The following is a 22793-nucleotide window of genomic DNA, read 5'->3' on the forward strand; positions in this document are numbered from 1 at the left end:
TAATGGCCCCGTTTTTTATGCTAGTCTCCTGTGGTTATGCATTTTGAGGAAAAGGTTGTGAGCAGAAAAAAGGAGCCGGGCAACGCCGTCCGCGCCACGATACGTGATGTCGCCAGTGCGGCTAAAACCGGTAAAACCAGCGTTTCACGCTATCTGAATGGCGAAAAGAATCTGCTTTCCGACGATCTGAAAGAAAGGATTGAGCGGGCCATTACCTTATTGGATTATCAGCCAAGCCAAATGGCGCGCAGCCTGAAGAGTGGGCAAACGCGCTTAATCGGCCTGATTCTGGCGGATATCACCAACCCCTACTCTGTCGAAGTGATGCGCGGCGTCGAAGCCGCCTGCCGCCAGCAGGGCCTGACGTTGCTAGTGTGTAATACCAACAATCAGCTCGACCAAGAAAAGCACTATCTCCAGCTGCTCAGCAGCTATCGGGTCGATGGCATGGTGGTTAACGCGGTGGGCATGCGCGAAGCGGCAATCTCAACGCTGCAACAGGCCCAACTGCCGATGGTGCTGATTGACCGCAAAGTAGAGAACTTCTCTTGCGACGTCATTGGCCTAAACAATGCCCAAGCCACTACCGAAGTCACTGAACATCTGCTGGAGCAAGGCTTCGAAGCTATTTTGTTCCTCAGCGAGCCGATGACCGTCAACACCCGCCTTGATCGTCTGCAAACCTTCCTCAAACGCATGCAGCGCGAGCCAGACCGCATTGCCGAACAGGGCGAGGTTGAACTTAGCGACACCGCCGGTCTGGAAGCTTTACTGCACGATTTCGTCTCGCGCCACCCGCACAAATGCAAAGCCGTGCTGGCCGCCAACGGCGCCATGACGCTGCTGGTCGCCCGCGCAATGCGCAGAATGGAGCTGGTGTGGGGTCAGGATATCGGCCTGTTGGGCTTTGACGAACTGGAATGGGCCGAGCTGGCAGGCGTGGGCATTACCACCCTGAAACAACCCACCTATGACATGGGCGTCGCGGCGCTAGAGCAACTGGTCACCCGCATCCAAGGCAGCCAAGAACCTATCCGCGAGCAAGCCTTCGCCGGAGAACTGATTGTGCGTGGTTCGACCGCGCAAATCTAAGTCGAAATCCCCCTTCTCACTCCCTCATCTTACTGATCCTTCGCTCCGATACTTTCGTGAGCGAGATCATACTTTTCAGCCTTATGACTTTCGAATGGTACCGGTCCCAATTACTGTGAGAAAAGCGTTAAAAAGGTGCAGCAAGTGCTTAACAAAAATCGGCACTGCGTTTAACCGTCTAAAATTGAACGTTGACCCATGTGACTGGGCCATTTCTTACAAGGACTATTAAGATGAAAAGAGACATTGTGGTAGTGATGGCGGCCTATGGGAACGACAACGTGAAGGCGCTGGGCGGGCAGGCGGAGCTGCTGTCGGTGGTTGCCGACGCCGGGGCTGATGGCGTAGAAATCCGTCGTGAACTGTTTGATGACGCCGACCTCCATTCATTGGCTGAATTGGCCGAAAAGATCCGCCAGAAAAATTTATTTACGGTTTATTCAGTGCCGGAATCCCTGTTTGTCGAGGGTGGAAGAGTGAACCCTTCGCTGCCGACCTTTTTAAAAGAAGCTGAAACGCTCGGCGCGCGCAGCCTGAAAGTGGCACTGGGTCATTTCAACGTTGGCGCAGACCTGACACCGCTGAAAGTCACGCTGGAAGCCAGTCCGGTGAAACTGGTGGTGGAAAACGACCAGACTTCGGATTGCGGCATCTTGTCACTGATGAACTCGTTTATGTTCGCCGCCGAATCCCGCCATTTACCTCTGGCGATGACTTTCGACATGGCTAACTGGCTGTGGGTCGGGCAAGACCCGATGGCCGCCGCCGATCGTCTGGCAAGCCATGTGGGCTATGTCCACGTCAAAGCCGCCGAAAAACGGGGTGACAAGTGGCACGCCGTGGCTCTCGACGACAGCGATGGCAGTTGGAAACCGCTGCTGGCGAAGCTGCCGCAGGACGCGCCGCGCGGCATCGAATTCCCACTGGTGGGCGAAGATCTGACCGCCGTAACGCGCCACTATGTGGATTTACTCCGCGACTAAGCCAAGGAGCAATAAGATGTCGAAACTGTCGCAACCCGGCGCGCTGGATGTGGTCACCGTCGGCGAAGCTATGGCGATGTTTGTCGCTTGTGAAACCGGTCCTTTAGAGGAAGTCAGCCAGTTTACCCGTCAGGTGGCGGGGGCTGAGTTGAACGTGGCGATCGGCCTGTCTCGCCTCGGGTTAAAGGTCGGCTGGGCCAGCCGCGTGGGCGACGACGTGTTTGGTCGGTTTGTGCTTAAGCAGTTGGAAAAAGAGCAGATTAACGCCGGCCAGGTGACGGTGGATAACCGTTTTCCCACTGGCTTCCAGCTCAAATCCAAAGAGCTGGGTGGCAAAGATCCGCGCGTTGAGTATTTCCGCAAAGGCTCGGCAGCCAGCCATTTGTCAGTCGCAGATTTCAATCCGGACTACTTCGGCGCGGCGCGGCATTTGCACCTGTCGGGCGTCGCCGCCGCGCTGTCCGATACTTCACTGGCGCTGTCGAAATTCGCCGCCAGCGAGATGCGTAAAGCGGGCAAAACTATCTCGTTTGATCCGAATCTGCGCCCGGTGCTGTGGAGCAGCGAGCAGCAAATGCGTAAAGAAATTAACGCATTAGCTTTTGCTGCGGACTGGGTGCTGCCCGGCCTTGGCGAAGGCCAACTGCTGACTGGCCAACAGACGCCGGCGGGCATCGCCGATTTCTACCTCGAACAGGGAGTGAAAGCCGTGGTGATTAAAACCGGCCCGGACGGCGCGTGGTTTAAAAGCGCCAGCGGCGAACAGGCGCAGGTTGCGGCCTGCAAAGTGGAAAACGTGGTGGACACCGTGGGCGCTGGCGACGGCTTCGCGGTTGGGCTGATTAGCGCCCTGCTGGAAGGACTGAGCCTTGAGCTAGCCGTGAAGCGCGGCAACAAGATTGGCAGTCTGGCGGTGCAGGCGGTGGGCGATAGCGAAGGATTGCCGACCCGCGAGCAACTGGAGCAGGCCTAAAACACCCTGTTTGCTACACTTAGTTAGCACCCTATATAACATCAAATAATACTAATCAGTCGCGAAACTGAGGATAAATGTCATGAACGAAGCCAAAATTGCCATCAGACGATGGTGGTATATCATGCCAATCGTGTTTATCACTTACAGTCTGGCTTATGTCGATCGCTCGAACTTTAGCTTTGCTTCGGCCGCGGGCATCAACGACGACCTTGGCATCACCAAAGGCATGTCTTCCCTGCTCGGCGCGCTATTTTTCCTCGGTTATTTCTTCTTCCAAATCCCCGGAACGATTTACGCCGAACGCCGCAGCGTCAAAAAGCTGATCTTCTGGTGCCTGCTGCTGTGGGGTGGTTTTGCCTCACTGACCGGCGTGGTCAACAACATCCCGATGCTGGCGGTGATCCGTTTCGCCCTCGGGGTGGTGGAAGCCGCCGTTATGCCCGCCATGCTGGTGTATATCAGTAACTGGTTCACCAAATCCGAGCGTTCGCGGGCCAACACCTTCCTGATTTTGGGTAACCCAGTCACCGTGCTGTGGATGTCGGTGCTCTCCGGCTACCTGATCCACGCCTTTGGCTGGCGCGAAATGTTTATCTTCGAGGGTATTCCGGCGGTGATTTGGGCCTTCTGCTGGTGGTTCTTGGTGAAGGACAAACCAGAGCAGGTGGGCTGGCTGACGCAGGATGAAAAACAGGCGCTGGCGGCGCAGTTAGCCAAGGAGCAGGAAGGCATCAAGGCCGTGCATAACTACGCGGAAGCCTTTAAGTCGCGCAATGTGATTTTACTCTGCATGCAATATTTCGCGTGGAGTATCGGGGTTTATGGCTTCGTGCTGTGGCTGCCGTCGATTTTGCGCAGCGGCATGCAGATGGGCATGGTGGAAGCGGGCTGGCTCTCCTCGGTGCCTTATCTGGCGGCGACTATCGCCATGATCGTCGTGTCATGGGCGTCGGATAAGATGCAAAACCGTAAGATTTTCGTCTGGCCGCTGCTGCTGATTGGCGCGCTGGCGTTCTTCGCGTCATGGGCGATTGGGCCAAATAACTTCTGGATCTCCTACTCGCTGCTGGTGGTTGCTGCCGCCGCGATGTATGCGCCTTATGGCCCGTTCTTCGCCATCATCCCTGAGATGCTGCCGAAAAACGTCGCCGGTGGCGCAATGGCCTTGATTAACAGCCTCGGCGCACTCGGCTCTTTCTTTGGCTCGTGGTTTGTCGGCTACCTCAACGGCAACACCGGCAGCCCGGCGGCCTCTTTCATTTTCATGGCCGTGTCGCTACTGGTTTCCGTGATATTGACGCTGATGGTCAAGCCGGAGCGTGATGCCGCCAAGCCGCAGTCGGCCTAGGCCTGTGCTATGTTTAGTCATTAGCTTTAAATCGCTATCCCAACCATTTCAATAGGTTGGGTACATTCATTAGTTTCTGGAGTCCGTAATGAAGCCGTCTATCGTTTTATACAAAAAGCTACCTGCCGACCTGCATCAACGTCTGGAAGAACATTTTTCTATTGTCGAATTCGACGGGATTAATGAAGGAAACCGCGCCAAGGTGTTCGATGCCCTGCAACAGGCCGAAGGGCTGATTGGCTCGGGCGGCGCGGTGAACAAAGAGCTGCTGGACCACGCTCCGCGCCTGCGCGGCGTTTCCACCATTTCAGTGGGTTACGACAATTTCGACGTGGACGAGCTGACTCGCCGCGAAATCCCGCTGATGCACACCCCGACCGTGCTGACCGACACCGTGGCCGACACCGTGATGGCGCTGGTGCTGTCTACCGCGCGCCGCGTGGTCAACGTCGCCGAGCGCGTCAAAGCGGGCGAATGGACCAGCAACATCGGCGCGGACTGGTTCGGCGTTGACGTGCACCACAAAACCATCGGTATTATCGGCATGGGCCGCATCGGCATGGCACTCGCCCAGCGCGCCCACTTCGGCTTCGACATGCCGGTGCTGTATAACGCCCGCAGCCAGCATAAAGCGGCGGAAGAGCGTTTTGGCGCGAAAAAGTGCGAGCTGGACGAGCTGCTTGCTAAGTCAGATTTCGTCTGCGTGCTGCTGCCGCTGACTGACCAGACCTTCCACACTATCGGCAAAGAGCAACTGGCGAAGATGAAGTCCAGCGCCATCCTGATCAGCGCCGGTCGCGGCCCAGTGATTGATGAGAAAGCGCTGATCGCCGCACTCAAGGACGGCACCATTCACGCCGCCGGTATGGACGTGTTTGAAACTGAGCCGCTGCCGAAGGATTCGCCACTGCTCTGCCTGCCAAACGTCGTGGCACTGCCGCACATTGGCTCAGCTACCCATGAAACACGCTACGGCATGGCGGCCTGCGCGGTGGACAACCTGATTGCCGCCCTGACCGGCGACGTGAAAGAGAACTGCGTCAACCCGCAGGTTCTCAATAAGTAATTTTCTCCCGCAATTTCTGCTGTAAAAGCCGCCCCACCTGACCTCTCCCTTCGCGCTGCGAGGGGGGAGTAATTCATGCAAAAACCTGCACCTGATTGCACTGTTTTGAAGCAAGCGTTAAGGTGGTAATCACATTCTGATAACACAAAGTTTGACTATGACGTTTTCTGTTTTCGGCGATAAATTTACCCGTTCCACAGGCATTAGCCGTCTGATGGGTGATATGAATGAAGGTCTGCGCACGCCGGGCGCTGTGATGCTCGGCGGGGGGAATCCTGCGCAAATACCTGAAATGCAGGACTATTTCCAGACGCTGTTTACCGAGATGTTAAGCGAAGGCAAGTTGACAGAGGCCCTGTGTAACTACGACGGCCCGCAGGGTAAAGACGTGCTGCGCCACTCACTGGCGGCACTGCTGAAGAAAGAGCTGGGCTGGGAGTTAGATGCGAAAAACATTGCACTGACTAATGGCAGCCAGAGCGCATTCTTCTACCTCTTCAATCTGTTCGCCGGTCGCCGCGCAGACGGTTCGATGTCCAAAGTGCTGTTCCCGCTGGCCCCGGAGTATCTGGGCTACGCCGACGCCGGGCTGGACGAAAGCCTGTTTATCTCTGCCAAACCGAACATTGAGCTGCTGCCGGAAGGCCAGTTTAAGTATCACGTTGATTTCGACCATCTGAACATTAACGAAGAAGTTGGCTTGATCTGCGTTTCACGCCCGACCAACCCAACCGGCAATGTGATAACCGATCAGGAATTACAGCGCCTCGACGCCCTCGCCCAGCAGCACGACGTGCCATTGCTGATCGACAACGCCTACGGGGTGCCTTTCCCGAGCATTATCTTTAGCGAAGCCACGCCGCTGTGGAATCCAAATATCATTCTGTGCATGAGTTTGTCCAAGCTCGGCCTGCCGGGTTCGCGCTGCGGTATTGTTATCGCGGATGAGAAAATCATCACGGCAATCAGCAATATGAACGGCATTATCAGCCTCGCGCCGGGCAGCGTCGGGCCCGCTATCGCCAATGAAATGATTGCTCGCGGCGATCTGCTGCGCCTCTCCGAAGAGGTCATTAAGCCGTTTTACTACCAGCGCGTGCAGGAAACTATCGCCACGCTGCGCCGCTATTTGCCGGAAGATCGCTGCTTAATTCATAAACCCGAAGGGGCGATTTTCCTCTGGCTGTGGTTCAAAGATTTGCCGATTAGCACTGAAACGCTTTATCAGCGCCTGAAACAGCGCGGCGTGCTGATGGTGCCGGGGCACTTCTTCTTCCCCGGCCTTGAGCACCCGTGGCCGCACACTCACCAGTGTATGCGCATGAACTACGTGCCGGACGCTGAGAAAATTGAGCGCGGAGTGAAAATTCTGGCGGAAGAAGTCGAGCGAGCCCACGCCGAAGGTTAATTGGCTGATTTGCTGAAAATTCGCATAAAAAAGGAGGACGTAATGTCCTCCTTTTTCATTTCAACCACGATTAGCTGTTATTCAGCCGGTTGATTCTCTAACGCTGGTTTATCAGTGCCGATGGCGATTTTCTGCGGTTGCAGCGCCTGTGGGACATCGCGCACCAAGCTGATGTGCAGCAGGCCGTTGACGAACTCGGCCGCCGACACGTGCATATGTTCGGCCAGCGTGAAGCTCAGGCTGAAAGGCTTAATCACCAGCCCCTGATGCAGATATTCCACTTTTTTATCGGTTTCTGCCGGGGTGCCGCTGACGGTCAACCGCGGGCCTTCGACTTCAATATTCAGCTCGCTCTGCTGGAAACCAGCCAGCGCCAGTGAGATGCGATAATGATTATCGTCTGATTTCTCAATGTTATATGGCGGGAAGCCTTGTTCAGCGCCCTGCATTGAGCTGGCGAGTTTGTCGAAACCAATCCACTGACGCAGTAATGGGGAAAGATCGTAGTTACGCATAATTAAAACTCCTTCTGTGAAGCGAGATAATGTTTATTCATCAAGCACCACGCCATTCATAGGCGTGACGCTGCTGCTCCCTGACGGCGAGCAATGGGGTAACACTTAAGGTTCGGTAGAAATTAGCGAATGTCTATCCGACGCGGTTTTGAAGACTCAGGCACCACGCGTTCGAGATCGATATACAGCAAACCATTCGCCAAATTGGCAGATTTAATTTGAATATGTTCTGCTAACTGGAATTTGCGCTCGAAATTACGCTCAGCGATGCCCTGATATAAATAGGTACGCTCTGCGGCTGCATCTTTATGCGCGCCTTTAACCAGCAACATATTATCGTGAGCGGTAATATCCAGCTCAGACTCGGCAAAACCGGCCACGGCTATCGCGATGCGATAGTGATTTTCATCAACCAGTTCAACATTATAAGGAGGGTAGCCGCCACCCTGACTTTGACCTGATTCGATCAAATTAAACAGACGGTCAAAACCAATAGCGGAACGGTAGAGTGGGGATAAATCAAAATTACGCATTTATTACTTCTCCTGATTATGCAGCGAGTCGGTTAAACGACCTTCCTAATGGACAGGCCTGCGACGCTTCATACCCTGTCGGCGTATGCTTTTCCTGCGTCGTATGATAAAAATGGCGACGGAAAAAAGATTTTCAAGTCAGGGAAAGAAAAGTTTTTATCAGTGCACTCCTGCAAGGAGCTGTGGATGTCTAAACAATGCGTAAACATTATAAAGATTGACATCTGGCAGCAGGATCTCAGTTATCTCTTACACTATAACTGGCTCAATAAGTTTTGTAGCAAAGCTAAAAAAAATCACCCAGCGAAATAATTTGGACAGATCGCAGCAACATTTATAAACCCTGTTCAAGGATGAGAAAGATAAATTGGGATGGCTAGCACAGAGCCGCGCTTTGCTTTTTTAAATCTTTTAGCTGAATGATATAAATCAACGTTGATGAAATATCCTCAGCCCGACAGCATGAGATGAGTTTTACATGATGAAATCAGTTTTATTACCGCTCGTGACGGGATGCGCATTTTTATCGGTTAGCGGGTGCTCTAGCGTAATGAGCCATACCGGCGGCCATCAAGGTTATTATCCGGGGACACGCGCCGACGTATCGATGATTTCAAGCGAAGATACTAGCTGGGCCATGACGCCCTTGCTGATTGTCGATCTGCCTTTTAGCGCGCTGCTCGATACCCTTTTGCTGCCTTATGATTATTACCGTCAGGACAAGCTCAACACGCGCGATCGCATTAAAGCCAGCGAAGAGCAGAATTTAGCCATAAGCCACGGCATCGATATTGACCACGTGCCGCCAATGACTGAATCGACTAAGCAGAAAAAACGGGCGTCGAATTAATCTGCCACGCCTCATCTGTTCTGATTAAGAAAAAACCGGCCACTGTAAGGGCCGGTTTTTTGCTTTTATCGTTCACCTAATTCTTCTTTATTTAGCTTATATTTTGCGCCACAAAAAGCTGGGCAAACTCGCCGCACTGGCGCATATAGGCGACTTTCGACCCGTCGGGGGAAAACACCACCGCATCGCCACAAGGCGCGATTTGACTGCGCTCGGTCAGGCGGCGCATCTCACCACTCACTGCGTCCAAAACCATCACGCTATTATCGCAAACCAGTGCCAATGACTGTCCATTCGGGTGCCAGCTAAATGCCGACTGAATTCCGCTGGCGGTTCTGCTGATTTGATGCGGCTGGCCGCCGTTCGGCGAAACCGTCCAAAGCTGCACCACGCCCTGCTCATCTTTCATCAAAAAGGCGATTTTTGAGCCGTCGGGGGAGGAGCGCAGCCAGTGGCGCGGCTGCAAGGCGACGCCGGGGAAAGCCTGCTGGTCGGTAAACGTGATACGGCGCTGGCGCACACCTTTTGGCGGCGCGGGAAGCGAAGCCGCCGTGCCCTGTAACGGCAACTCTCCGGCCTGCCGATAGCTGGCATCATCTTCAGGCAAATCAACCACAAAGACTTCGGGCAGCTTCTCGCCTCTGGCCGACAGCGTGTCGCCGATAAACGCTAGCGCCCAGCGTTGGCGGCTGCCGTCCGGCTTGAGATAGCCTTCCGCGCCAATCCAGCCCTCTTCATAAGCGCGGGTAATATCATCGCTGCCCGGCTGAGGGTCCGGCGTGGTGTGGCTCACCAGCACGCTGAAGTGGCTGCCGTCATATTCACGCGGGTGATGCTTAGGAGAAACGACGCCTGAGGAAGAGAGCGCGACGCCGACATTACGCTGATCGAGCCGCAAATCCAGCTCGTGCAGCACGTGGTCGTTGTAGGTGAAGCTCAGACGGCTGCCGTCGGGGCTGAAGACGTGAACGTGGGTACCGCCGCGCAGTGCGCCGGGGGTGAAAGGTGCCGTGATATCAAGAGCATCGAGCGTCACCGCCTCGGCTTCTGGCTCTGTGACAATCACGCCACGGCGGTGATGAAAATCATATTGCCACTGTGGATCCGGGTTTTCTGGCCCGTGGATGAAGGCATAACGCACCGGCGGCTGCGCGCTGGTCGTCACCACGCCGACGTGCGCCGCCTGCGTGGCCTGATAAATCACCTGCACTTCGCCGGTTTCAACATTCACCCGCTCAATGGTTGAACCTGTGAATGAGCCACCGTGCGGGCGGACATCATAGACCAGCCACTGGCCGTCCGGCGTCCAGACGTTAATGTTGGTCAGCTGATGCCCGCGAGCATCGTCGGTTAACTGCTTTTCACCCACCACGTTTGCTTCCTCTTATTCTCTGCCCTGTGCGGCCTTGCCTAAGAGTAAACGTTTTTGCTGAGGCACAACACTATTTGGCGGCCGGCATGGCTCCTTTGCCCGCATTCACCAGCATGGAGCGTTTGCGGCCCAGAACCAGCCCCAACAGCCCGCCCAAAATAAGCGCGGCGGCCACGGCAATCAGCGCCGCATCGTAGCTGTGGGTCACGTCTTTGATGCGCCCCATAATCGGCGGGAAGGTCAGCCCGGCAATATTTGCCACGGCGTTTATCAGCGCAATGGAGGCAGCACCCGCCACCCCCGCTACCGTCTCGGTGGTCACCGCCCAGAAGATGGGGGTGATGGCCCAGTTCAGCCCGACGGTCAGCACCAGCATGATGTAAGCCAGAACCAAGTTATGGGTAAAAATCGCCCCGAGCAGCAGCAAGCCCGACACAATCAGCGGCAGCCCAAGGTGCAAGGCGCGCTCTTTAGTGCGGTCCGAGTGGCGACCATTCAAATACATGAAAATACAGGCGAAAAGGAAAGGCACCGCCGACAGCAGGCTAACAATCAGGTTGCTCTGCTCCGACACCACGCCTTTGACGATCAGCGGCAAAAATAGCGTGATACCAATTGTCCCAAAGGCTTGTAATAACCACAGCAGGCTTAATGCCCAGACCTTTTTGCTTTTTAACGCCGCCGACCAGCGATGATCTTTATTTATTACTGACTCACCCGCTTCACGATTTAATTGCTGAGTTAACGCATTACGCTGCGCCTCGCTCAGCCATTTGGCTTTCAGCGGGGAATCATCTAAATAAAACCACGTCACTATCCCCAGAAAAAAAGCGGGAATGCCTTCCAGCAGGAATAACCAGCGCCAACCTTCAATGCCTAAGAAACCGTGCATATTAAGAATTGTGCCGGAAATAGGTAAACCAACTACCGACGCCAGCGCTGCGCCAATATAAAACAGCGACATGGCCCGTGCTCTGTCACTGCGCGGATACCAGCAGGAGAGATAATAGATGATCCCCGGCGTGAAGCCCGCCTCTGCCGCCCCGAGCAGGAAGCGCATGACGTAGAGCTGCACCGGCGTCTGCACCAGACTCATTCCGGCGGCCAACAGCCCCCAGGTGATCATGATGCGGGCAATCCACAATTTAGCGCCGACGCGGGTTAAAATCACATTACTCGGCACTTCGAAAATAATATAGGAAATATAAAATATCCCGGCGGCGATCCCATACATTTCCGCTGTAAGCGCCAAATCAGCATTCATCTGCAATGCCGCCACCGAAATATTAGAACGGTCGATATAGGCAATGAGATACAGCAGCATAATAAAAGGAATGATCCTGATATTCATTTTCTTAATGGTCGAGGAGTACAATTCACTATTCATCGTACGCACCTTGGTGTTGAATTACGTGTAGGGGAGCCCCTATCCCGCCAAGCGGAATAAAAACCCGTAGGTATTATTTTTATTAAAAAGAGTACTTATTTATGCCCTAAATAATTCGAGTTGAAGGAAGGCGGCCAGCGAAATTATCCCGATGAGCTTACTCAAGTAAGTGATTCGGGTAATTGAGCGCAGCCAACGCCCCTACAGCTCGAAGTATGCCGGGCATTACCATTCGGCGACCGAGCCATCCTCATACCGCCACACCGGATTGCGCCAATCGGGAGCCTGCTTGCTGCGTTCAATTACCAGTTCTTCATTGATAACCACACCCAGCCCCGGCTTCGACGGCGGCAGGAAGAACGCCCCTTCCATCGAGAAATCCTCTTTATTGACCACGTAGTCGAGCAATTCAGCGCCCTGATTGTAGTGGATGCCCATGCTCTGCTCCTGAAACACCGCATTGCGGGAAACAAAGTCGACGTGCAGGCAAGCCGCCAGCGCGATAGGTCCCAGCGGACAGTGCGGCGCGAGGGTGACGTCATAAGCTTCGGCCATCGCGGCGATTTTGTAGCACTCGGTGATGCCCCCGGCGTGGGAGAGATCGGGCTGTAAGATTGCCAATCCGCCCTGCTCTAGCACGCGTTTAAACTCGAAGCGCGAATACATGCGCTCACCGGCGGCAATCGGGATGTGGGTTTGCGCGGCCAGCCGCGGGTAATATTCCGCCTGCTCGGCTAGAACCGGCTCTTCAATAAACAGCGGGCGATAAGGCTCCAGCTCTTTGATCAGCACTTTTGCCATTGGCGCATTCACCCGGCCATGGAAATCCAGACCAAACTCAATGCTGTTGCCGAAGGCTTCGCGGATTTGCGCCACCACGGCGACCGTGGCGTCGATTTTGCGCGAACTGTCGATAAGTCCCATCTCTTCGCAGCCATTGAGCTTGAAGGTGTCGAAGCCAATGCCCTGCAATTTACGAATCCCTTCAATCACTTCCGCCGGGCGGTCGCCGCCCACCCAGCTATAAGCCTTGATTTTATCTCGCACTAAACCGCCAAGCAGCTGATAGACCGGCACGCCGAGCGCCTTGCCCTTGATGTCCCACAGCGCCTGATCGATACCGGAAATAGCACTCATCAAAATAGGGCCGCCGCGATAAAAACCGCCGCGATACAGGGTTTGCCAAATATCGTTGATGCGCGCCGGGTCTTGGCCAATCAGGTATTCGCTCAGCTCGTGTACCGCAGCCTCTACGCTGCGGGCGCGGCCTTCAATTACCGGCTCGCCCCAGCCGCTGATGCCTTCGTCGGTGTCGACTTTCAAAAACATCCAGCGCGGTGCCAGACGGTAAGTGGTCAGTTTGGTAATTTTCATTGCAGTGCTCCCTGATAGGCGTCGATAAAGGCGCGTGCCTGTTGTTGCGTGCGCGAAACCGGCTGTCCGGCGCGGTATAAATCACTGCCGAGGCCAGCTCCGATGCAGCCCGCCGCCATAAACAGATGCAGGTTTTCCGGCGTGACGCCGCCCACGGCGAACACCGGGATCTCCGGCGGTAACACTGCTTTCAGTGCTTTGATGTAGTCCGGGCCGAAGGCGGAAGAGGGGAAGATTTTCAGCCCCTGCGCTCCGGCTTCCAGCGCGGTAAAGGCTTCGCTGGCCGTGGCACAACCGGCGCAGACCACCATGCCCAACTCGACGGCGCGGCGGATCACCGGCGCGGAGGTATTTGGCGTCACCACCAGCTTGCCGCCCAATTCGGCGAGCTGGTCGACATTTTGCGGCGTTAGCACGGTGCCGCCGCCAATCAGCGCACGCGCGCCATATTTAGCACTCACGGCTTTGATGCTGGTTTGCCAGTCGGGTGAATTCAGCGGGATTTCGATGGCGTTGAAGCCCGCCTCAATCAGCACTTCCACGTGCTGCTCCACCTCGGCAGGCATGATGCCGCGCAGGATGGCGATCAGTGGCAGCAGTTCGCCGTCGAATACCTCAGTTTTCCAACTCATTGACTATGCTCCTTATTCCCGCCTGAAAAGCCGCATCGCCCTCAATAACTTGGGCCTGAATCCCCGCCATTTTCAGCGCGGGGAGATAACGTTGGGTCAACGCCGGGCTGCCCACCAGCACCAGCGGGCCGTGCTCTCGGCTGAGCGAGTAGTGTTGTTGCATTTGTGCCACTTCGTGGCCGATTAATAGGCCGGAGAGCCAGTCGCTGACCGAGGTTTTCGCCAGTTTTCCCAGCACTCGCGCGGCCCTGACTTCAAACAGTCGGCGCATCAGGCTGCTGTCGTAGAAGCCCTGCTCCATGCCTTTGGCGAAAGCCGCGCTGTCGGCAGTTTGCTCCGGCAGGCCGCTGCCAATCAGCGAATGGTTCAGCAGCAGGTGGTGCAGCTCGCCGGTCATCACGGTAGAGAAATCCACCACGCTGTCGCCCTCAAGGCGCACCCATTTGCTGTGGGTGCCGGGCAGCTGGTAAAACTCGCTGGCGTGGGTGGCATAGGCTCCCACCAACTGGGTTTCTTCGCCGCGCATCACGTTGAGGTTGTCTTCACTTTCGATGCAAATACCCGGAATAATGCGCACATTGGCCGATGTAGCCTGCTCGACAGGTGTCAGCCGATGGGCGATTTCCGACAGACTGATCGGGCAACGCAGATAGGGCGCTGGCACCCAGCCCGCGTCGCTGCCGACCATTCCCGCCATCAAGACCGGCAGACCCTGCTGTTGCCACGGGGCGATAAGTTGCTGGAAAACCTGCGCCGGCGTTCGCCCTTCGAGGCGGGTAACCCCGGCGGTCGACTGCTGGCTGTCGACGCATTTGCCGTCGCGATAAAGCCAAGCGCGCAGGTTGGTGGAGCCCCAGTCAACGGCGATATAGCTGTGGTTCATGGCATCTCCTGCAAACGGCGGGTGGTGCTGGCAATCATGGCTAACGCCGCCTGCTCCGCCTCATCTGGATGTTGTAAGCGAATGGCGTCGTACAGCGCCTGATGCTCGCGCAGGGTGCGCGGCATATTATTGGCGTCGGGCATGTAGGTTCTTTCGAAAACGGCGCGTTGCAGAGAACTGATGACCACGCTGAGCTGCTGCATAATAGGGTTATGCACCGCCGCCAGCACGGCTTCGTGGAAACGGACGTCGGCCTCGTTAAACGCCTGACGCTCCTGAGCAAATGCCACCATGTCGTTGAGCGCAGCTTCAATACGCATCAGGTCGGCAGCCGTGGCGCGCGCGGCGGCCCAGTGAGCGATTGCCGGTTCCACTAAGTTGCGGATTTCACTCATGGCGGCGATAAGTTCGGGCTTATCGCCCTGCGCCAGTGACCACTGCAAGACGTCGGTATCGAGGAAATTCCACTGATCGCGCGGAGTGACGAAGGCGCCGCGATAGCGCTTGATGTCTATCAGCCGTTTGCCGGTCAGAGAACGCATCACTTCACGGATAACGTTTCGCGAGGTTTGAAACTCTTCGCATAGCTCAGATTCAGGAGCCAGAGCGGCGCCCGGAGGGTATTTTCCCGCCACAATCTGTTCGCCCAATGCCAAAATAATGCGATCAGTTTTGCTTAATAGACTGTCTTCATTCACCACAACGTCCATGCCATCTCCGGCTAAAAGTCATTCAACTTGTGACCGATTGTAGTACCCATAATTTGGGTTGTACTACAATTCAGATCACAATTTAGACAATCAGCAACATTGGCTTAACAATTGTGTGAAGTGGCGACAGCTAGCGGGCATAAAAAAAGCGGCCATTGGCCGCCCTGTTTATCAGTCTAAATCAGACATTTAATACAAATTTTTCAACGGCATAGGCCACGCCGTCTTCAAGATTGGTCTTGGTCACGAACTGGCTCACGGCTTTCACGCTGTCCAGCGCGTTGCCCATTGCCACGCCGATACCGGCATATTCCAGCATGGCGATGTCGTTTTCCTGATCGCCAAGTGTCATGACGTTTTCACGCGGAATACCCAGTTTTTCCGCCAAGGCTTTGACGCCTTCGCCTTTGTTCACGCGCTTATCGAGGATCTCGAGATAGTACGGCGAACTTTTCATGATGGTGTAGTTCACTCGAGCTTCAGCAGGGATTTGCGCGATGGCGCGGTCGAGCAGCTCGGGATGATCGATCATCATCACTTTCGGGAAAGTCATCGCCGCATCCATCTCTTCTGCCGGGCAGAAATGCAGGGGAATGCCGGTGACCGCCGACTCATTGACGGTGTACTGGCTGATATCGCGGTTGGCGGTAAACAGCTCAGTACGGGTCAGCGCGTGGTAGTGAACGCCCAGCTCGCGAGACAACTTCTCAAAGTAATGATAATCATGGATATCCATGGCTATTTCGGCAATCACGCTGCCATCCTGCGCGTTATGCACCAAAGCGCCATTATTGGTAATGCAATAACAACCCTCTTGCTGCAAATCCAGCTCCATCAGGTAACGCTGCACGCCAACGAACGGACGCCCGGTCGCCAGAACAATCTGCACGCCTTTGTCGCGAGCGGCGGACAGTGCTTTTTTCACCGCGGGTGTCACTTCATGCTGCGGATTGAGCAACGTGCCGTCCATATCAATTGCGATTAATTCAATAGCCATAGCATCCTCTGAATTGTCGGTATCTGGCCCAATGCTAGCGCGATATGCCGAGTTGATCACGGATAAAAAAAATCCGAAGTGATTTCTCACTCCGGATTCATTTATACACATCATTTAATACCCAAAATCATTCGTGCTGTATCAAGGCGGCAACTGAATGAACCCCGGGAGCTTACACAAGTAAGTGACCGGGGTGAAAGAAGGCAGCCAACGCCGAGACGGCGCGAAGGATGCCGGGTATTTTTAGATGTCGATGTTAGCGGCTTTCAAGGCATTATCTTCGATGAAGGCACGACGCGGCTCAACGGCATCACCCATCAGGGTGGTGAACAGCTGGTCGGCGGCGATAGCATCTTTGATAGTTACGCGCAGCATGCGGCGTTGCTCTGGGTCCATAGTGGTTTCCCACAGCTGCTCTGGGTTCATTTCGCCCAGACCTTTATAACGCTGTACTGACAGGCCGCGACGGGACTCTTTCACCAGCCATTCCAGCGCCTGCTCGAAGCTGGAGATTGGCTGACGACGCTCGCCACGTTCGATGAAAGCATCTTCTTCGATCAGGCCGCGCAGCTTCTCGCCCAAGGCACAGAGTTTGCGGTATTCGCCACCGTGAACGAACTCGAAATCGAGATCGTAATCGGTATCCACGCCGTGAGTACGGATACGCAGCACCGGCTCGAAAATCTGACGCTCGCGGTTTTCACGCACAATGGCGCTGTAGCTGCTGCCGTGCTGCTCTTTCTCATTGAGCAGGGCCACCAGCGACTCCATCCACTCCTGAACTTTAGCCTGATCGCTAAGATCGGCTTCATTCAGCGTTGGCTGGTAAACCAGACGGTTTAACAGAGCACGCGGGTAGCGGCGCTCCATGCGGCCAATCATCTTCTGCACGCTGTAATGTTCGGCAACCAGTTTTTCCAGTGCTTCACCTGCCAGCGCCGGAGCGTGGGCATTGGTGTGCAGGGTTGCGCCGTCCATTGCGATGGTGATTTGATACTGATCCATCGCCTCATCATCTTTAATGTACTGTTCTTGCTTGCCTTTTTTGACTTTATACAACGGCGGCTGAGCGATATACACGTGGCCACGTTCGATAATTTCAGGCATCTGACGGAAGAAGAAGGTCAGCAGCAAGGTACGGATGTGAGAACCATCGACGTCGGCATCGGTCATGATGATGATGCTGTGGTAACGCAGCTTGTCAGGGTTGTATTCGTCACGGCCAATGCCGCAACCCAACGCGGTGATAAGCGTCGCAACTTCCTGAGAAGAAAGCATTTTGTCGAAACGCGCTTTCTCAACGTTAAGGATTTTACCTTTCAGCGGCAAAATAGCCTGATTCTTACGGTTACGGCCCTGTTTTGCTGAGCCGCCCGCTGAGTCCCCTTCCACTAAGTAGAGTTCAGAGTGGGCTGGGTCGCGTTCCTGGCAGTCAGCCAGCTTGCCCGGCAGACCGGCCAAGTCGAGCGCGCCTTTACGACGGGTCATTTCACGCGCTTTACGTGCAGCTTCACGCGCACGGGCAGCATCAATGATTTTACCTACGACGATTTTGGCGTCGGCTGGGTTTTCCATCAGGTAATCAACCAGTTTCTCGTTCATCAGCGACTCAACGGCGGTCTTCACTTCGGAAGAAACCAGTTTGTCTTTGGTCTGAGATGAGAACTTAGGATCAGGCACTTTAACGGAAACGACCGCAATCAGGCCTTCACGGGCGTCGTCGCCGGTGGCGCTGATTTTCGATTTCTTGCTGTAACCTTCTTTATCCATATACGCGTTCAGCGTACGGGTCATCGCAGAGCGGAAACCGGCAAGGTGAGTACCGCCATCGCGCTGAGGGATGTTGTTGGTAAAGCAGTAAATGTTCTCTTGGAAGCCATCGTTCCACTGCAATGAGACTTCAACGCCGATATCGTCTTTCACGGTAGAGAAATAGAATACCGTTGGGTGGATTGGCGTCTTGTTCTTATTCAGATATTCCACGAAAGCCTTGATACCGCCTTCGTAGTGGAAGTGATCGCTCTTATCGTCACGCTTGTCCAGCAGACGAATTGCCACACCGGAGTTGAGGAACGACAGTTCACGCAGGCGTTTCGCCAGAATGTCGTACTGGAATTCGGTTTGGTTAGTAAAGGTCTGGAAGCTCGGCCAGAAACGCACGGTGGTACCGGTAGTTTCAGTTTCACCAACCACTTTCAGCGGGGTTTGTGGCTCGCCGTGCACGTAAGTTTGCTCATGCACTTTGCCTTCGCGGCGGATAACCAACTCGAGTTTTTCTGACAGGGCGTTAACGACGGAAACACCCACGCCGTGCAAGCCGCCAGAGACTTTGTACGAGTTATCATCGAATTTACCGCCGGCATGCAGAACGGTCATGATGACCTGAGCAGCAGAAACGCCCTCTTCTTCATGAATACCGGTCGGAATACCACGGCCATCATCCTGAACGGAGACAGAGTTGTCAGCGTGGATAGTGACTTGAATCTCTTTACAGTGGCCAGCGAGGGCTTCGTCGATAGCGTTGTCCACAACCTCGAATACCATGTGGTGCAGACCAGTGCCGTCATCGGTATCGCCGATATACATGCCGGGGCGCTTACGCACCGCGTCCAGCCCTTTTAATACCTTGATACTTGAGGAGTCATAAGAATTCGACATCAACGTTTCTCGCTCATTTTTAGTCCTGTGATAGAACGGCTATTTTACCTTGTTCCACGCGGAACATCTTGCCCTTTTCACCCATCATGTCGGTTACTTGCTCAGCAGCAATGGCGCTGACAAATACCTGAGCCTGGGTGGCTTTCAGGCGATCGGCTAGCAACCGACGTCGGTCGGCATCTAGCTCGGAGGCAAAATCGTCAAGAAGATACAGGCAACGCCGCCCGCTCTGTCGGGTGAGAAACTCACCCTGCGCTAATCGCAGCGCACACATCAGTAATTTCAGCTGCCCGCGAGACAGTAAATCCTCCACCGGCGTGCCATCGGCACGGATGCGGAAATCAGCTTTATGCGGGCCTGATGCGGTATAGGTTAAGGCTCTGTCGCGCTCAAAATTGCGCTCCAGCAATTCACCATACTCAGTCTCTTTATCCCATCCTCGCTGGAAAGAGAAACTCAGGGCAAACTCAGGCAGGAACTGGGCGCAGGTCGCGCTGATATCAGCGGCGATTGCGTCACTGTAGGCTGCCCGCCATTCGCTAATGCGCTCGGCTAGCGGGATCAACTCCTGATCCCAGGCACGAATTTGCGCGTAGCGACTCACCTGACGCAGCGCGGCGTTGCGCTGCTTGAGTAACCGTCGTAGGTTGCTCCAGGCGATAAAAAAACCGGGGTCATGGTGGAAACAGCCCCAGTCGAGGAATGCTCGTCGGTACTTCGGCCCGCCGTTCAGCAGGGTAAAGCCCTCGGGAGTGATCAACTGCATCGGCAGCATTTGGGCCAGTTCAGACACCTTGTGGCCATCGCTGCCATCAATGCGCACTTTGCTGTCACCCTGACGGCTTTTACTTAGCCCGACGGAAATATCACGATCGCCGCCTTCATCAATTCGCCCGTGCAGGATGAATTCCGCCTGATCGTGGCGAATCACTCTTCCCGCCTGCAAACTGCGAAAAGCGCGCCCGTGCCCTAGCGTGTAAACCGCTTCCAACACGCTGGTTTTACCACTGCCATTGGAGCCGACCAGAAAATTGAAGCCGGGCGACGGGTCTAAATCCGCCGCCTCGATGTTGCGGAAATCTTTTATCAGTAATCGGGTGAGGGCCATTAATTCAGATCAAAGCCTCATTGGCATAACGACATATGCAGCGGATTGACTCGCTGCATCTTCAATCTGCACGCTCGACACTGAGTCAGTCAGCAGCAGATTAACGTCTTCGCACTTCAGCGCATTCAGCACGTCGAGCACGTAACTGACGTTAAAGCCGATTTCCATTTCAGTGCCGTCGTAGCCGACGTCCAGAATCTCTTCAGCTTCTTCTTGCTCTGGGTTGTTGGCCGTAATTTTCAACTGGTTATGGCTGACATACAGGCGAACACCGCGGAATTTCTCGTTGGAAAGAATGGCGGCGCGAGCAAAGGCTTGCTTGAGCAAGTCACAGCCCGCTTGCAGCGTTTTGTCGGGATTTTTCGGCAATACGCGGCGATAATCAGGGAAACGACCATCAACCAGCTTCGACGTGAAGATGAAGTCACCGACGTGCGCACGGATGTTATTGCTGCCAATTTGCAGCTGCAACAGAGCGTCGCCGCCATCTAGCAGGCGAACCAATTCCATCACGCCTTTACGCGGCACGATCACCGAATGCGACGGCAACGCCTGCCCGATAGGCATGGAGCAGACCGCCAGACGGTGGCCGTCGGTCGCCACGGTGCGCAGCTCTTCGCCTTCCGTCTCAAACAGCATGCCGTTTAAGTAGTAGCGAACGTCCTGATGCGCCATGGAGAACTGAGTGGCTTCAATCAGGCGTTTTAAGGTCGCCTGCGGCAAAGTGAATTCGACTTCGCTCTGCCAGTCGTCCAGATTTGGGAAGTCAGTCGCAGGCAGAGTCGACAGCGAGAAACGGCTTCGGCCCGAGCGAACTAACATGCGGTCGCCGTCCAGCGCCACGGAGATTTCCGCGCCGTCTGGCAGACCACGGCAAATATCAAAGAATTTACGCGCCGGAACGGTGGTCGCGCCCACTTCATGGGGTTGAGACAGGGCCACCTTCGCCACCATCTCCATCTCTAAATCGGTACCTGTCAGCAACAGCGAACCCTCAGTCACCTGTAAAAGCAGGTTGCCGAGAATAGGTAAAGTTGGTCGCCCACCCAGCGGGCTACTGACCTGTTGCAGCGGTTTTAGCAAATGCTCACGTTCAACAATAAATTTCATAGCGCTAGGAGGATAATGTTCTGATTAAGTTAGAGAAATCTTCTTTGATGTCGTGACTTTCTTCACGCAACTGCTCGATTTTACGGCAGGCGTGCAACACCGTTGTATGGTCGCGACCACCGAACGCATCGCCGATTTCTGGCAGGCTGTGGTTGGTGAGCTCTTTCGCCAATGCCATCGCCATCTGGCGCGGGCGGGCTACCGAACGAGAACGTCGTTTGGAGAGCAGGTCTGCAACCTTAATCTTATAATACTCGGCCACCGTTTTCTGAATATTATCAATGGTGACCAACTTCTCTTGCAGCGCCAACAGATCGCGCAGCGCTTCACGAACGAAGTCGATAGTGATCGCCCGGCCAGTAAAGTTGGCGTTGGCAATCACGCGGTTCAGCGCCCCTTCCAGCTCACGGACGTTAGAACGCAGACGTTTAGCAATAAAGAAGGCGACTTCTCCCGGCAGGCGAATGTCGTTTTCATCGGCCTTTTTCATCAAGATGGCGACGCGGGTTTCAAGCTCCGGTGGCTCAATTGCCACGGTCAAACCCCAGCCGAAGCGGGACTTAAGCCGGTCTTCGACGCCGTTAATCTCTTTCGGATAACGGTCAGACGTCAGGATGATTTGCTGGTTACCTTCAAGCAGGGCATTAAAGGTATGGAAAAACTCTTCCTGAGAACGCTCTTTATTAGCAAAGAATTGGATGTCATCGATCAGCAGTGCATCGACTGAACGGTAGTAGCGTTTGAACTCTTCAATGGCATTGTTTTGCAGGGCTTTAACCATGTCCTGAACAAAACGCTCGGAGTGCATGTACACCACTTTGGCATTGGCTTTACGCGCCATGATGCCGTTGCCGACCGCGTGCAATAAGTGGGTTTTACCCAGACCGGTGCCGCCATAAAGAAAAAGAGGGTTGTAAGCGCCGCCCGGATTGTCCGCCACCTGACGTGCCGCAGCGCGAGCCAGCTGGTTCGACTTACCTTCAACGAAGTTGTCAAAAGTATGCTTGGGATTCACATTCGAGCGATACGACAGTTCAGGCTGTGCTGCCGAGCTATCCCAGCTTGGACGCGAAGGAGCAAGGCGTGGCGCAGGCTGTGCCGCAGGCGAGCTAACGCTGGCGGTAACCGGCTGGTTAACGCGTTGAATAAGGGGCTTGCTGCCGACTTCAAAACGCAATAATGGCGCATCTGTGCCGCAGAAATCGTTGAGCAACCCATTGATATTGTTTAAATACTTGTCTCTCACCCAATCAAGGACAAAACGATTAGGTGCGTAAAGCGCCAACGTATTGTCACTGAGTTCCGCCTGCAGGGGGCGTATCCACATACTGAATTCTGTGGCAGGTAACTCATCCTGCAAACGGGCAAGACATTGCTGCCAAAGCGAAAGTGACACGGCGGACTCCACTCGAACAAGATCAAAAAAAGAAAAGGATCAGGATATTTTTTAAATCATGATTTTTGACACACGAACCACCCGGCGTGGCGGGGGTTGAGTCTTCAATCACCCTGTCAGTGATATGAATTACCGTGCGAACCGCTTTTTACGGTTTTGTCGACAGCGAACCTGCTGGGATCGCGATCGGAATGGCGGATCATAGCGCAATCCGGCACAGAGATCCTCCCCTTCCTGACAGATTAGATCCTTTTTATCCACAGGCTACGATCAGCAAGTGGGTAAGCTTAGCCGATCCTAAAAAAATTAGGTGTCGGAATCATCACTCACTGCAAAAAATCAGATTTATTCGCTGCGTTTTTAATCAAGGCGATCGCCAGATCACATAACTAAAT

The 22793-nt window shown here is 54.6% G+C and carries 20 protein-coding genes; 7 read left to right on the top strand and 13 right to left on the bottom strand.

Translation table 11 applies throughout. The annotated features are described in order from the left end of the window. The first annotated feature begins 57 nt into the window (after positions 1–57). The 6 genes from GEAM_RS18060 to GEAM_RS18085 all read left to right on the top strand — a co-directional run bounded on the left by GEAM_RS18060 (position 58) and on the right by GEAM_RS18085 (position 6873). Entirely contained in the window at positions 58–1092 is a 1035-nt protein-coding gene (locus tag GEAM_RS18060; protein ID WP_034794274.1) for a LacI family DNA-binding transcriptional regulator, read from the top strand. A gap of 233 nt (positions 1093–1325) precedes the next feature. Further along, positions 1326–2075: a sugar phosphate isomerase/epimerase family protein gene (locus tag GEAM_RS18065; protein ID WP_034794275.1), complete on the top strand. Its 750-nt coding sequence runs from the start codon at positions 1326–1328 to the stop codon at positions 2073–2075. Positions 2076–2091: 16 nt separating this feature from the next. Continuing rightward, a complete protein-coding gene (locus tag GEAM_RS18070) occupies positions 2092–3048 on the top strand; it encodes a sugar kinase (RefSeq protein WP_034794276.1) in 957 nt (318 codons plus the stop codon). Between the two features lie 82 nt (positions 3049–3130). Beyond that, complete coding sequence (locus GEAM_RS18075) at positions 3131–4399, top strand: MFS transporter (RefSeq protein WP_034794277.1); 1269 nt, start codon at positions 3131–3133, stop codon at positions 4397–4399. An 88-nt stretch (positions 4400–4487) separates the two neighbouring features. After that, positions 4488–5465, top strand: coding sequence for a glyoxylate/hydroxypyruvate reductase GhrB (ghrB, locus tag GEAM_RS18080; RefSeq protein ID WP_034794278.1), 978 nt, complete (start codon positions 4488–4490; stop codon positions 5463–5465). A 157-nt stretch (positions 5466–5622) separates the two neighbouring features. Continuing rightward, a complete protein-coding gene (locus GEAM_RS18085) occupies positions 5623–6873 on the top strand; it encodes a valine--pyruvate transaminase (RefSeq protein WP_034794279.1) in 1251 nt (416 codons plus the stop codon). A 77-nt stretch (positions 6874–6950) separates the two neighbouring features. Here GEAM_RS18085 and ibpB read toward each other — a convergent pair whose 3' ends face one another. Continuing rightward, positions 6951–7388 carry a small heat shock chaperone IbpB gene (ibpB, locus tag GEAM_RS18090; protein ID WP_034794280.1) on the bottom strand — a complete coding sequence of 146 codons (438 nt, stop codon included), beginning with the start codon at positions 7386–7388 and terminating at the stop codon, positions 6951–6953. A gap of 122 nt (positions 7389–7510) precedes the next feature. After that, positions 7511–7921: a small heat shock chaperone IbpA gene (ibpA, locus tag GEAM_RS18095; protein ID WP_034794281.1), complete on the bottom strand. Its 411-nt coding sequence runs from the start codon at positions 7919–7921 to the stop codon at positions 7511–7513. 481 nt (positions 7922–8402) lie between these two features. Here ibpA and GEAM_RS18105 point away from each other — a divergent pair, with 481 nt between their 5' ends. Further along, positions 8403–8771, top strand: a complete 369-nt coding sequence (locus tag GEAM_RS18105) for a YceK/YidQ family lipoprotein (RefSeq protein WP_172468496.1) — start codon at positions 8403–8405, stop codon at positions 8769–8771. Between the two features lie 91 nt (positions 8772–8862). On the opposite strand, the gene GEAM_RS18110 is transcribed toward GEAM_RS18105, so the two are convergent. From GEAM_RS18110 to dnaA, 11 genes are all read right to left on the bottom strand, one after another. Beyond that, the gene (locus GEAM_RS18110; protein WP_034794291.1) at positions 8863–10143 is read right to left on the bottom strand and encodes a YidR family protein; all 1281 of its coding nucleotides are present in this window, start codon (positions 10141–10143) and stop codon (positions 8863–8865) included. Positions 10144–10213: 70 nt separating this feature from the next. Beyond that, on the bottom strand, positions 10214–11530 hold the full coding sequence (locus tag GEAM_RS18115; RefSeq protein WP_034794293.1) for an MFS transporter: 1317 nt from the start codon (positions 11528–11530) through the stop codon (positions 10214–10216). 225 nt (positions 11531–11755) lie between these two features. Then, on the bottom strand, positions 11756–12904 hold the full coding sequence (dgoD, locus tag GEAM_RS18120; protein ID WP_034794295.1) for a galactonate dehydratase: 1149 nt from the start codon (positions 12902–12904) through the stop codon (positions 11756–11758). Continuing rightward, positions 12901–13536: a 2-dehydro-3-deoxy-6-phosphogalactonate aldolase gene (locus tag GEAM_RS18125; protein ID WP_034794297.1), complete on the bottom strand. Its 636-nt coding sequence runs from the start codon at positions 13534–13536 to the stop codon at positions 12901–12903. Before GEAM_RS18125 ends, dgoD begins: the two co-directional genes overlap by 4 nt. Further along, complete coding sequence (locus GEAM_RS18130) at positions 13520–14419, bottom strand: 2-dehydro-3-deoxygalactonokinase (protein WP_034794299.1); 900 nt, start codon at positions 14417–14419, stop codon at positions 13520–13522. The genes GEAM_RS18125 and GEAM_RS18130 overlap by 17 nt, the downstream gene beginning before the upstream one ends. Continuing rightward, positions 14416–15129 (bottom strand): FadR/GntR family transcriptional regulator, encoded by a 714-nt coding sequence (locus GEAM_RS18135; RefSeq protein WP_128124370.1) that lies wholly within the window; start codon positions 15127–15129, stop codon positions 14416–14418. The genes GEAM_RS18130 and GEAM_RS18135 overlap by 4 nt, the downstream gene beginning before the upstream one ends. Positions 15130–15310: 181 nt before the next feature. After that, positions 15311–16126 (bottom strand): sugar-phosphatase, encoded by an 816-nt coding sequence (gene yidA, locus GEAM_RS18140; RefSeq protein ID WP_034794301.1) that lies wholly within the window; start codon positions 16124–16126, stop codon positions 15311–15313. Between the two features lie 243 nt (positions 16127–16369). Continuing rightward, a complete protein-coding gene (gene gyrB, locus GEAM_RS18145; RefSeq protein ID WP_034794302.1) occupies positions 16370–18784 on the bottom strand; it encodes a DNA topoisomerase (ATP-hydrolyzing) subunit B in 2415 nt (804 codons plus the stop codon). Between the two features lie 19 nt (positions 18785–18803). After that, on the bottom strand, positions 18804–19892 hold the full coding sequence (recF, locus tag GEAM_RS18150; RefSeq protein WP_034794304.1) for a DNA replication/repair protein RecF: 1089 nt from the start codon (positions 19890–19892) through the stop codon (positions 18804–18806). A 9-nt stretch (positions 19893–19901) separates the two neighbouring features. Next, a complete protein-coding gene (dnaN, locus tag GEAM_RS18155) occupies positions 19902–21002 on the bottom strand; it encodes a DNA polymerase III subunit beta (RefSeq protein ID WP_034794306.1) in 1101 nt (366 codons plus the stop codon). A gap of 4 nt (positions 21003–21006) precedes the next feature. Further along, positions 21007–22398: a chromosomal replication initiator protein DnaA gene (gene dnaA / locus GEAM_RS18160; protein WP_072009926.1), complete on the bottom strand. Its 1392-nt coding sequence runs from the start codon at positions 22396–22398 to the stop codon at positions 21007–21009. Positions 22399–22793: the final 395 nt, after the last annotated feature.

The organism is Ewingella americana ATCC 33852 (assembly GCF_000735345.1).
GTDB classification, from domain to species: Bacteria; Pseudomonadota; Gammaproteobacteria; order Enterobacterales; family Enterobacteriaceae; genus Ewingella; species Ewingella americana.